Consider the following 12285-nt stretch of genomic DNA (forward strand, 5'->3'; position numbering starts at 1 on the left):
GCATGAAGACTCCTCGGCCGATGCCTGAACCACTCTCGTCGCTACCATTCACCTGGCAGGAAGCTGTTGTCGCCGGGATATCTCGACGGCGGTTGAGTCACCACGGTCTGGACTCGCCGAGCCGGGCGATTCGAGTCCCTCGTCTGAAAACAGAACATGCGTTCGCGGACATGGTTCGTCCGGTCACACTGGTCACGCCATTTTCGGCTGCCTCGCATGCCACTGCTTTTCTGCTGTGGGAGTTCCCAGGGTTTCTACCTGGCAGCGATAGCCCCGACATCCATATATCGCGGCCACACGCCATGGCCGTCCCTCGCCGGCGTGGGGTTGTAGGGCATCGGGGACAGTTCTTCGAGGATGAAATCACCACGTTTAATGGCCTGCTTATCACCAGCCGGGCCCGGACGTGGCTGGATTGCGCGCGGACGATGGATATTGACGAGATCACGGTTGTGGCCGATCACTTGCTCCGCATTCCCAGGCCGGAATTCGAGGGTCGCAGTGAGCCACACTGCACCTTGGATGAGCTCGAAGAAATGCTGGACCGGCACTGGGGGACACCGGGTATTCGGAAGGCCCGCCTCGCTTTGGAGCAAGCCTGCGTGGGGGCCGACTCTGCCCCCGAAACGAGGCTGAGGCTGGCGCTCAGGTGGGCTGGCCTGCCCACAGCGGAAGTGAACGTACGCACGGAGCTAAGTCCCGGCGTCGTACGTCAACCGGATCTCACGTATCGCGAGCAGCGCGTTGGCGTTGAATACGAAGGTGAAGGGCATTCGGATCCGGAACAGATCGTGCGGGACATTGCCCGCGAAGAAGACTTCAGCCGTGCAGGATGGATCCTTGTGCGAATCTCCAAGCGCCACATGTCCACCGGCGCGACGACCGCAGTGGCCAAGGTGAGGCGGGCGCTCGAACAACGCGGTTGGGCACCCAAGTAGGTCACATTAGTGCGCGTTTTGAGCGTCCAAAACGCGCACTAATGCGACTCAGTTGGGTACGGGAAGCGGGGCGGTTACTCGAGGACTCGCTGCTTTGTCTCCGGAGCGAAGAACGCCATCCACAGCACGGACAGCAGCACCAAGCCACCAGCCATCGCGAACGACTGCGCCAAGCCGAACTCCGGCCAGAAGAACGAGGCAAACACCAAGGGGCCGAAGCCTGCGCCGATGCGCGAGAACGTCGAAGACCAGCCGAAACCCGAGCCACGAAGCTCGGTGGGGTACAACTCGGATACATACGCATAGAGCACAGGAATGGCCACCTGCACCACGAAGCCGAACACCAGCAGCCAGAACACAGCGGCCGACGGCACATCCACCACGATCGCGACGATCACCAGCGTCAGCGCGGACAACGGACCAGTGATGGCGAGGATCCACTTGCGGCCCACGCGCTCCACCAGCAGCGCTGCAACAATGACGCCCAAAAGTCCGACGGCGGCCATGCTCGCCGTGGTGACGAACGCCTTGTACTCCTCGAATCCGGCGCCGATGAGAATCCGGGGCATCCACGTCAGCGACAAGTAATAGACCAACAGGACGCTGAAGAACAAAGCCCAGGCCGCCGTCGTGATTTTCCAGTTGAACTGCCAAATCCGCCGGAGCTGCGTCCACGCGCTGCCGGGGGAGAGGCGTGGCGCGGCCTGTGGTTCGGGCAGGCTGTAAGCGCGCGGCTCTGCACCGGTTGCTTCAACCAAACCATCAATCACCGCAGCCGCCTCAGCACGTCGGCCCGCCCGAATCAGGAACAACGGCGACTCGGGAACCGAACGCCGAACCCAGAAAACGAGCAGCGCGGGCAGCACCATGATCAGCATGGTGAGCCGCCAGTCGCCAAAGGCCGCAACCAGCCCCGCCGAGACGAAACCGCAGAGCGCAGCGCCGATCGGCCACCAACCATCCATGGCCGTGAGCACCTTGCCCCTTTGCTTCCGGGGCGTGAACTCACCCACCAGGGCATAGTCCACAGGGATGCAGCCACCCAAGCCGAAGCCGGCCATAAAGCGGAAGATGCAGAACCACACGATGTCGGGGGAGAACGCACCCAGAACTGTGAAGATGCTGAAAATGAGGAGGGTGGCCGTGAACGCCTTTTTGCGGCCGATGGTGTCCGCGATGGTGCCCCACGCGAACGCACCCACAGCCATGCCGATCAAGTTGGCAGTGCCGATCCACGCGGCGTCAGCCGGTTGCAGCGACCAGTGCTTGGACAGCAGCGGAATCAGGATGCCGTTGAGCGTGACATCCCAGGCGTCGAACATGAACCCGAGCCCGCCGATTAGGAAAATCCGTCCTTGGACCTTCCACCGCCATGGCAGTTCCTGCACAACTTGTTCGCCGCTGGGCACGGCCGTGTATGTATTCATTTGCCCTCCTGCATGCAACTTTATGCGCTTGGGCTAACCCCGCCGACCGCGTTACTTCTGGTTCTCGATGGCCCTCCGCAGGAAACCGCCGGCTTCTTCCAAGGCACCCTTGGCCTGACCAGCCTCGATGCCCGTCAGGAGGACCAAAATGGCTGCCTTCACTGAACCGCCAACGGAGTCCAGCGCTGCGGCGGCTTCCTGGGCGGACACACCGGTTGCGTGCTGGACCGTCCTTTGCGAGCGGGCAAGCAGCTTCTCGTTCGTGGCCCGCAGATCCACCATGAGGTTCCCGTAGGTCTTGCCCAGTTTCACCATCACCAACGTGCTGATCATGTTGAGGACAAGTTTCTGAGCCGTGCCCGAGTTCAGCCTGGTGGAGCCCGCGATGAACTCCGGACCCACAACAACCTCGATCGCGGCATCCGCCAGATGGCTAACGGCCGAGCCCTTGTTGCACGCCAACGACGCCGTAAACGCGCCCCGCTTCCGCGCTTCTTCCAGTGCGCCGATCACGTAGGGCGTCCGGCCCGAGGCCGTAATACCCACGACGGCGTCGGCTTCGGTCACGTTGATGTCGTGCAAGTCGCGCGCACCGGCAGTCGCGTTGTCCTCGGCATACTCAACCGGTTTCTGGATCGCCTGCACTCCGCCCGCAATAAGTCCGACGACGAGTCCCGGCGGAGTGCCGAACGTCGGCGGACATTCGCTCGCGTCGAGCACACCCAGCCTTCCGGCCGTTCCGGCTCCCACATACAAAAGACGGCCACCGCGCTGAAGCCGCTCCGCAACGGCGTCGACGGTTTGAACAATGGCGGGACTCGCAGCTTCAACAGCAGCGTGTACTCCTGCACTGTGCGCAAGCATCGCCGCAACCAGTTCCTGGGTGCCTAGGATGTCCAGGTTCTCCAAACCCTCGGCCGTGGCCTCGGTTTGCAATCCGGCCAGCTCCGTACGCAGGCCCGCTAATTTGTCGGCGTTAGTCGGGCCAGTTTGTTCCGTCACGGTGGATGTACCTTTCCTGGATGAGCCCGCGGCGCGTCGCAGCGAGGGCAGCACCGTCCAAACCATCGCCCAGCGGTGCAACCACCTCAATCCCAGCCGAAGCAAGGGACTTCCGCAAGAGCGCAGCGAAGAAGTCCGAACCCACCACTCCGCCCAGCAACGCCACACGGGCTGTGCTGCCGTTGTCGCCGCCGGATGCGAGCCCCACGGTACGGGTCAGGATGCGGCAAGCCTCACCGATAATGCCATGTGCGACGGCGTCACCCGCCTCCGCTGCGTGCAGAACCAGCGGCGCGAAACGGGCCATCGCCCGGTAGGGGTTCTCGTTGGCGGCGAGCCACCCCGGGAGCATGTCCGGTGACTCCACCAGAGCGCCGGCCGCAGCTGACAACGACGTAGCCGGGCCGCCGTCGTGCGCTTCAAGAACTGCCTGAAGACCCTGCTGGCCAATCCATCTTCCGCTGCCACGATCACCCAGATAAGGTCCCCAGCCGTCGGCCCGGTGCAGGACGCCGGCTTCGTCGAAGCGGAAGGCCACGGCACCCGTGCCCACGATGAGCGTGGTGCCGGGGGCACCTTGGAGAGCTCCGAGTTGGGCGGCCGTCGCATCTGAGAGGACCGCAGCAGGAACCGAGAACCTCCTGGACAACATGGTGGCGAGTTCCTGCGACTTTTCCGCGGATGCTTCGACGCCAGCAACTGCGGCGCCAACGCTGGTGATCGCGCCGAGGGGAAGCCCGGGTGGCAACAGGCTCACGGTTTCAAGGAGGAGCTCGAACGCGAGGGTGGGCCCGTTGTCCACGTGTACCCCGGGGAAGCCATGCTGGTCGGCGGCGCCCAGCAACTCCGTGCCGCTGCGCAACTCCACGCGGCAACGGCTCTTCCCTACATCGGCAACAAGAACGACCTCGGTGGCTTCCATGGATCAACCCTATGTTGCGGGGCCTGCTCTGCGCGGTAAACCAGGGAAATGGGGTGCAGAGCGGGCCTCGCAACGCCTGAACCCTGCGTTGTGAGGCCAGTTCTGCAGGGTATTGGGTGTGCTTTGCGTGCAGAGCGGGCCTCGCAAGTTCTGTGGAGGAATAGTCGCAGCGTCCTTCAGGGGCCAAATCTGTGGATAACGCAACGCTGCTGGCCGTTTCCGGCGAGCATGGTCCAATGCGGAAACCTATGCCTTTGCCGTCGGAGATCAACCCGGAAGGCTTCCTTGTCAGCGACGCCTACGCGGCCGGCGTGCCACGCGGGAGGCTGCAAGCGGCAGGCCTCATCACACCCAGCCGGGGAATCCGGCTTGACCGGAGCGATAGCGCCAACGTGGCGCTACTTGCACGGCTGCACACGGCCGTCACTCCACGTTGTGCGGTCAGCCATGTGACCGCTGCGCTCCTCTGGTCGATCCCCCTTCCGATATATCTCGAGGAGGAGGGCAACAACGGCGTTATTCACGTGACGCGACGACACGAGATCGGGCGGGTCAAACGTCGCGGCGTGGTCGGGCATCGAGCACCGTTGCTGACCCGAGACGTTCGTGCAGTGAACGGGGTGCAACTGACGTCGCCCGAGTGGACCTGGATGGATTTGGCCCGGCACATGGGACGGTCTTCGCTCGTGGCGGCCGGCGACTTTCTGTTGGCTCGGGAGAATCCGCTGTCTTCGATCGAGGCAATCCAGGAAGTCATTGACCGGCGGCCGAAGGTCAAAGGAATCAGGATGGCCAGGGAGATACTGCCGTTGCTGCGCGTCGGGGTGGACTCTCCTCAGGAATCCCGGCTGCGGTTGAAAATCGTCGACGCCGGGCTGCCGGAGCCAGCGGTCACGCAGCCCGTCTTCGATGAACAAAGCAGGTACGTATCCACGCCGGACCTCCAATACAAGGAATACAAAATTGCCATCGAGTATGAGGGGGATCATCATCGATCCGACCCGGTGCAGTGGGGTAAGGACATCGAACGCGACGACCGGCTTCGAGCATTGGGGTGGATCGTGCTGAAGTTCTCGTATGTTCAGATGAAAGGTGGATGGGCCAACGCCGAACGTAAGGTGCGCGATGCGTTGGTGTCGCGCGGGTGGCGCGGGCCGGCGTCGTAAGGGGTGGGGTTTGTGGGGCCTGGTGTGCAGGGTGTGGGGCTCGCTATGGGTGTAGAGCGGGCCTCGCAACGCAGGGGGTGCCAAGACGCAAAACGGGACCAACCACGAAACACGATAAACTCTCCGTATCCCCACCACCCGCTAAACCACCCGCGACATCTACGCGAACTAAGACGGAGACTTTTGTGAGCTTGACGCAGCTTGACCGTGTTCCCATCCGCCGTGCACTGATCTCGGTTTACGACAAGACGGGACTGGAGGAGCTCGCGAAGGGCCTGCATGCAGCGGGCGTCGCCATTGTTTCCACCGGCTCCACCGCCAAGAAGATCGCCGCCGCAGGCATCCCGGTCAAGGAAGTCGAAGAAGTCACCGGCTCCCCGGAAATGCTGGACGGCCGCGTCAAGACCCTGCACCCGCGCGTGCACGGCGGCATCCTGGCTGACCGTCGCGTCCCGGCACACATGGACACCCTCGCGGGCATGGAGATCGAGACCTTCGACCTCGTTGTGGTGAACCTTTACCCGTTCGTCGAGACCGTGAAGTCCGGCGCAGCGCAGGATGACGTCGTTGAGCAGATCGACATCGGAGGCCCCGCGATGGTGCGTTCGGCCGCGAAGAACCACGCCGCCGTCGCCATTGTCACGGACCCGAACTTCTACGGCGCAGTAGTCGACGCCGCAGCACATGGCGGTTTCGACCTGAACACCCGTCGCCGCCTGGCAGCCAAGGCCTTCGCGCACACGGCCAGCTACGACACCGCTGTTGCGACGTGGACTGCCAGCCAGTTCCTGGACGAAGACGGCGACGGCATCATCGACTGGCCCGCCTACGCAGGCCTGTCCTTGGAACGCTCCGAGGTCCTCCGCTACGGCGAAAACCCGCACCAGCAGGCCGCGCTCTACGTGGACAAGGCTGCTCCGGCCGGCATCGCCCAGGCTGACCAGCTGCACGGCAAGGCCATGAGCTACAACAACTTCGTCGACGCCGATGCTGCCCTCCGCGCTGCCTTCGACTTCGCTGAGCCTGCTGTCGCGATCATCAAGCACGCCAACCCGTGTGGTGTCGCTGTTGGTTCCGCCGACGCCGCAGACCCGATCGCCGACGCCCACGCCAAGGCCCACGCCTGCGATCCCGTCTCCGCTTTCGGTGGCGTCATCGCTGCGAACCGCACGGTCACGGCCGGCATGGCCCGCACGGTTGCCGACATCTTCACCGAGGTTGTCATCGCCCCGGACTTCGAGCCCGAAGCCGTGGAGATCCTTTCCAAGAAGAAGAACATCCGCCTCCTCGCCCTGCCCGAGGGCTACGGCCGCTACCCCTCCGAGATGCGCCAGGTTTCCGGTGGCGTCCTGGTCCAGATGAGCGACAAGGTAGACGCCGACGGCGACAACCCCGCCAACTGGACCCTCGCTGCCGGTGAAGCCGCCGACGAAGCAACGCTCGCGGACCTCGCCTTCGCCTGGACCGCTTGCCGCGCTGCCAAGTCCAACGCCATCCTGATCGCCAACCACGGTGCAGCCGTGGGCATCGGCATGGGCCAGGTCAACCGCCTGGACTCCTGCCGCCTGGCCGTCGAGCGAGCCAACACGCTGGGCGTGACGGTGGAGTCCGACGTCGAAGGTGCCGGCGGTGCGTCCAACACCAGCGGTGGCGACGCACCTGAGCGCGCACGCGGTGCCGTTGCATCCTCGGACGCGTTCTTCCCGTTCGCTGATGGGCTGCAGATCCTGATCGACGCCGGTGTCCGCGCCGTCGTCCAGCCGGGCGGATCCGTCCGCGACGAGGAAGTCATTGCCGCAGCCAACGCCGCCGGCATCACCATGTACTTCACCGGCGCACGCCACTTCTTCCACTAGAAGCACTGGGCCGCAGGCCCAGCAGCACGGCAAAAGCACCACAACGCAACGGCGGCCGCCCCCGGAAGGGGACGGCCGCCGTCGTGCTTAGCACGCACTTAACAGGGACGTGCCAGATACATCAGAAGCGCTACGAAGCCGCCGCAGCAGTGTTGTACGTGGACTGGATCACGGTGCCCCAGTACGGGCCGTACATGGTGGTGGAGTTGCTGCCGTATCCGTAGCTGTTCACGGAGTTCTGGTAGCCGGTGGAGCTGGTGCCGATGAACCACGGGCCGCCCGAGGATCCACCGGTCATGTTGCAGGGGATTCCCTGGCTGTTGAACTGCGGGTTGTAGGGATCGTTGGTGGCCTTGCCGGAGCAGCTCTTGAGCGATTCACCGTTGAAGGGCGAGCCTGCCGGGTAGCCGAAGGCCTTGTAGCTCAGGCCGCGGGCTGCGTTGAACTGGACGCCGGAGGAACCTACGACGTCGGCGAGGCGCTGGCCGTTGAGGGTGTTCATGACGGCGAACGCGGTGTCGTACTGCATGTTGCCGTTGGAAGCCCACTGTGTGGGGGCGTACAGCGCCTTTGCCGTCCACTTCCCGTAGGGTGCAGCACCGTTGAGGTAGGCGGGAACGAAGACGAAGTTGGTGGCGTAGGCGCCCGGGCCTTCGTTGAGGCAGTGTCCGGCGGTGGACACGGTGCTCTTGTTGGTTGCGGTGACGGAGTTGCCTGAGCAGACGTAGTTGGAGCCGCCCAGGGTGAAGAAGATCTTGCCGATGTGCTTGACCGGCGTCTCGCTCTGGTTCACTTTGCGGTCGATGGTCTTGGAATCGGGTGCTGCCTGCTGGCCTGCGATGCTGCTGGGGGTGCCCGGGGCTTCAGTGACCGGGGCTTTGCCGAGGTTGAGGAGCTTGCCGCGTTCCAGTGCTTTGGCGGCAAGGATTTCGCCGGACTTGGCATTCTTCATGCGTTCCGGCGTCCAGTAGTCTGCAGCGCCGGCGTCCGACACTACATGGCTGCTGACCGCAGCGCCGCTGGAGTCTGTGGTGTTTACCGGAGCCGCATTTGCGCTGGTGGTTCCAACCAGCGCCAGGATTGCGGCAGCGGACAGACTCAGCAGGCTTGTGGCCAGGGTCTTGGTTTTTGTCACGTTGTTCCTACCTATCGAGGGAGTGAGGCGGTCAGTGATGGCGACCGCCGACTGACGGAATTGAAGGTATCGAACGTATGACAAGTTTGTAAAGAGATGTTTCATAGTTTGTGATAATTTGCTGTCACTTCCAGTTGAGGCTAGGTGGGCCATGCTTGCGCGCCCGGATTCCGAAGGCAGAAGCAGCGTTCGACGACGGCGGGCAGCAGCGGCGGCCGGGCCGCCGTCGGGCGTTGGTCCCCGTTGTGAGCGGTAACGCAGAGAGTGATCCCGGACACGAAGGGCCGTCAAAACGGTCTACTCGGGTAAGTTAGAGATGTTGAAATCTGCAGACTTTCAGGGAGAACCCCGCCAATGGCCAAGATTATCTATACCCACACAGACGAAGCGCCGATGCTGGCAACTTACTCATTCCTGCCGATCGTTGAAGCGTATGCCTCGACCGCAGGAGTAGAGGTGGAGACCCGCGATATTTCGCTGGCCGGCCGCATCATCGCCGTCTTCGGTGATTTCCTGACAGAAGAACAGCGCACGGGCAACGCACTTGCTGAGCTTGGTGAACTGGCAAAGCAGCCGGAAGCCAACATCATCAAGCTGCCCAACATCAGCGCCTCCGTGCCGCAGCTCAAGGCTGCCATCGCCGAGCTCCAGGCCCAGGGCTACGCCCTCCCGGACTACCCGGACAACCCCTCCTCGGACACCGAGACGGACATCCGCTCGCGCTACGACAAGATCAAGGGCTCCGCTGTGAACCCGGTGCTGCGTGAGGGCAACTCGGATCGCCGCGCACCCCTGTCGGTGAAGAACTACGCTCGCCAGAACCCGCACTCCATGGGTGCCTGGACTGCTGAGTCCAAGACCAACGTTGCCACCATGGGCGAGAACGACTTCCGCTCCAACGAGAAGTCCGTTGTCCTGAAGGCTGACGATTCCCTGACCATCCAGCTGGTGCGCGAAGACGGCACCACCAAGGTCCTGAAGAAGGACTGCCCTGTCCTGGCCGGCGAAGTTGTGGACGCTACCGTCCTCCGCGCCGACGCCCTGGACGAGTTCCTCAAGGCACAGGTTGTCCGCGCCAAGGAAGAGGACATCCTCTTCTCCGCACACCTGAAGGCCACCATGATGAAGGTCTCGGACCCCATCATCTTCGGCCACGTGGTCAAGGCTTACTTCTCCGAGCTGTTCGACACCTACGGCAAGCAGCTCGCAGCCGCAGGCATCAGCCCCAACAACGGCCTCGCAGCCATCCTCAGCGGCTTGGAAGACCTGCCCGAGGACGTCCGTGAAGGCGTCAAGGCAGCCATCACCAAGGGCCTCGAAGACGGCCCGGCGCTGGCCATGGTCGATTCCGACAAGGGCATCACCAGCCTGCACGTCCCGTCGGACATCATCGTTGACGCCTCCATGCCTGCCATGATTCGTTCCTCCGGCCACATGTGGGGCCCGGACGGCAAGGAAGCCGACACTCTGGCTGTTATCCCGGACAGCTCCTACGCCGGGATCTACCAGGTTGTGCTGGACGACTGCCGCGCCAACGGTGCGTTCGATCCCACCACCATGGGCACTGTTCCCAACGTGGGCCTCATGGCGCAGGCAGCCGAAGAATACGGCAGCCACGACAAGACCTTCGAGATCCAGGCAGCCGGCACCGTGCAGCTCGTGGACAGCAAGGGCAACGTCCTCACCGAGCATCAGGTCTTCCCCGGTGACATCTGGCGCGCATGCCAGACCAAGGACGTCCCGGTCCGCGACTGGGTCAAGCTGGCCGTCACCCGTGCCCGCGCTTCCCAGACCCCGGCTGTGTTCTGGCTGGACGAGACCCGCGCACACGACTCCAACCTCATCGCCAAGGTCAACGAGTACCTCAAGGAACACGACACCGAGGGCCTGGAAATCAAGATCCTTTCCCCGGTTGAGGCCACGGCCTTCACCCTGGAGCGCATCCGCAAGGGCGAGGACACCATCTCCGTCACGGGTAACGTCCTCCGCGATTACCTCACGGACCTGTTCCCGATCCTCGAGCTCGGCACCAGCGCCAAGATGCTCTCCATCGTTCCGCTGATCAACGGTGGCGGCCTGTTCGAGACCGGTGCCGGTGGCTCCGCTCCCAAGCACGTCCAGCAGCTGGTCAAGGAAAACCACCTCCGCTGGGACAGCCTCGGCGAGTTCCTCGCCCTGGCCGTGAGCTTCGAGCACCTTGCCACCACCACGGGTAACGCCCGCGCACAGGTCCTGGCTGACACGCTGGACCGCGCCACGGGTACGTTCCTGCTGGAGAACAAGTCCCCGCGCCGCAGCGTCGGCGAGCTGGACAACCGCGGAAGCCACTTCTACCTGGCCACGTACTGGGCCCAGGAACTGGCCAAGCAGACTGAGGATGCCGAGTTGGCCAAGGACTTCGCGGCAATTGCCGAAGCCCTGACCTCCAACGAAGAGGCAATCGTCGGCGAGCTTGCCGCAGTCCAGGGTCCCGGCGTCGACCTTGGCGGTTACTACCGTCCGGACGCTGCCAAGGCCGCTGAGATCATGCGCCCGTCGGCTACGTTCAACAAGGTCCTCGCGACCCTGAAGTAGTCCTGGCATAAAGCAACCGGCCCGCAGGCATTGCCCGCGGGCCGGTTGCTTTTAAACGAGGATTCAGCGTTCCGCGTGGAACCGCTCAGGGGCCACACCGCCGTCGACGATGTCCTTCAGCACCCGGCCAATGGCGGGCGTGAACTTGAAACCGTGACCCGAGAAACCAGCGCCCACCACCAGCGGACCGAAGTGGTCCAGCACGAAGTCCTCGTTGGGCGTGGTGGTGTAGGTGCAGCTGATGGGAACCGCGGTGGAAGGGTCGACGCCGGGAAGCCACTCTTCTGCGTACCGCACCAAAGCTTCCATCTGGTGGGGGATGGGCTCGAACGTGCGCTCGTCCGGATCCATGACCGGGCCGACTCCGTGCCAGCCCGCCTTGACGCCTTCGCCGGGGGTGAGCATCCCGTAGACGGGGCTGTACCAGTACTCGTAGGCTTCGTTGTTGGGATCGGGGTCCGGGCTGTGGTTGAAGCTCGGCCACACCAGCGTGTTATCCCTTGGCGTGAAGTGGGCCGGCTGCTCCTGGGTTACCACCAAGGGCGGAAGATCCGTGAGCTTGCCGATGAGTTTCGGAGTCCAAGCACCGGCGGTGACCACCACGCGGCTGGCCGTGTACTCCGTTTCCTCCGTTACCACCACCGCTGATTCGCCGCCCGTGACTCGGATGTCCTTGACCGGCGTCGAGTATTTGAAAACGGCACCGTGGGCTTCAGCTGATTTCCGTAGTGCCGTCAGGGCGTCAGCCGCACGGATCCGGCCCGAGCCCGGCACGAAGAGGACATCGGTGGCGAAGTTCATCCCGAGCCATCGGTTAGCGGCTTCGTCGGGGGAGATGAAGTAGCTTTCGATGCCCCGGGCCTCGTGTGCCTCCCGGACCTGTTGCAGTAGGGGGACATTTCCGTGGTTCACAAGCCCCACCATGTCCAGGAGTGGTGCGCCATGCTCTGCCGCGAGCTCGTCCCAGAGGATTTTCGATTCGGCGAGGAGGTCCAGGTAGTCGGCTTCGGCGTAGGCGGTGTTGAAGTTGCGGGTGGCGCCGTGGGATGCGCCGATGTGGTGTCCGGCCTCGAACTGCTCCAACAGAACCACGGAGCGACCCGCCCGGGCGAGTTGCCACGCGGCAGCCGATCCCATGGCTCCTCCGCCAACAACTACAACGTCAACCTGCATGCCTGCTCCATCCACCGTCGGCCCTCTTGAAAACGCGACCCCCAAAGAGGGCCACCTCCCATTCTGCCCCCACTCACCCAACTAAGTCGCAG

General features: G+C 63.6%; 9 protein-coding genes. 4 read left to right on the forward strand and 5 right to left on the reverse strand.

All coding sequences use genetic code 11. The features are described 5' to 3' along the window. Nucleotides 1-302 precede the first annotated feature (302 nt). Nucleotides 303-938: a hypothetical protein gene (locus tag AC6CH8_RS01450; RefSeq protein WP_498188415.1), complete on the forward strand. Its 636-nt coding sequence runs from the start codon at nt 303-305 to the stop codon at nt 936-938. Nucleotides 939-1012: 74 nt separating this feature from the next. Here the strand turns inward: AC6CH8_RS01450 and AC6CH8_RS01455 are convergent, their stop codons facing one another. From AC6CH8_RS01455 to AC6CH8_RS01465, 3 genes are read right to left on the reverse strand one after another with little or no spacing between them, the layout of a single operon-like run. After that, on the reverse strand, nt 1013-2365 hold the full coding sequence (locus tag AC6CH8_RS01455) for an MFS transporter (RefSeq protein ID WP_498188416.1): 1353 nt from the start codon (nt 2363-2365) through the stop codon (nt 1013-1015). 51 nt (nt 2366-2416) lie between these two features. Next, on the reverse strand, nt 2417-3367 hold the full coding sequence (gene murQ / locus AC6CH8_RS01460) for an N-acetylmuramic acid 6-phosphate etherase (protein ID WP_476116227.1): 951 nt from the start codon (nt 3365-3367) through the stop codon (nt 2417-2419). After that, entirely contained in the window at nt 3342-4289 is a 948-nt protein-coding gene (locus AC6CH8_RS01465; protein ID WP_498188417.1) for an N-acetylglucosamine kinase, read from the reverse strand. Before AC6CH8_RS01465 ends, murQ begins: the two co-directional genes overlap by 26 nt. 191 nt (nt 4290-4480) lie before the next feature. On the opposite strand from AC6CH8_RS01465, the gene AC6CH8_RS01470 reads away from it, so the two are divergent. Continuing rightward, nucleotides 4481-5455: an endonuclease domain-containing protein gene (locus AC6CH8_RS01470; RefSeq protein ID WP_498188418.1), complete on the forward strand. Its 975-nt coding sequence runs from the start codon at nt 4481-4483 to the stop codon at nt 5453-5455. Between the two features lie 185 nt (nt 5456-5640). Continuing rightward, the gene (gene purH / locus AC6CH8_RS01475) at nt 5641-7311 is read left to right on the forward strand and encodes a bifunctional phosphoribosylaminoimidazolecarboxamide formyltransferase/IMP cyclohydrolase (protein WP_178997758.1); all 1671 of its coding nucleotides are present in this window, start codon (nt 5641-5643) and stop codon (nt 7309-7311) included. A 130-nt stretch (nt 7312-7441) separates the two neighbouring features. On the opposite strand, the gene AC6CH8_RS01480 is transcribed toward purH, so the two are convergent. After that, on the reverse strand, nt 7442-8551 hold the full coding sequence (locus tag AC6CH8_RS01480) for a trypsin-like serine peptidase (protein WP_498188419.1): 1110 nt from the start codon (nt 8549-8551) through the stop codon (nt 7442-7444). A gap of 249 nt (nt 8552-8800) precedes the next feature. Between AC6CH8_RS01480 and AC6CH8_RS01485 the strand changes: the two genes are divergently transcribed. After that, nucleotides 8801-11020 (forward strand): NADP-dependent isocitrate dehydrogenase, encoded by a 2220-nt coding sequence (locus AC6CH8_RS01485; protein WP_498188420.1) that lies wholly within the window; start codon nt 8801-8803, stop codon nt 11018-11020. Nucleotides 11021-11083: 63 nt separating this feature from the next. On the opposite strand, the gene AC6CH8_RS01490 is transcribed toward AC6CH8_RS01485, so the two are convergent. Further along, nucleotides 11084-12193, reverse strand: coding sequence for an FAD-dependent oxidoreductase (locus AC6CH8_RS01490; RefSeq protein ID WP_498188421.1), 1110 nt, complete (start codon nt 12191-12193; stop codon nt 11084-11086). Between the last annotated feature and the right edge of the window lie 92 nt (nt 12194-12285).

This window comes from Paenarthrobacter sp. GQ52, assembly GCF_059759005.1.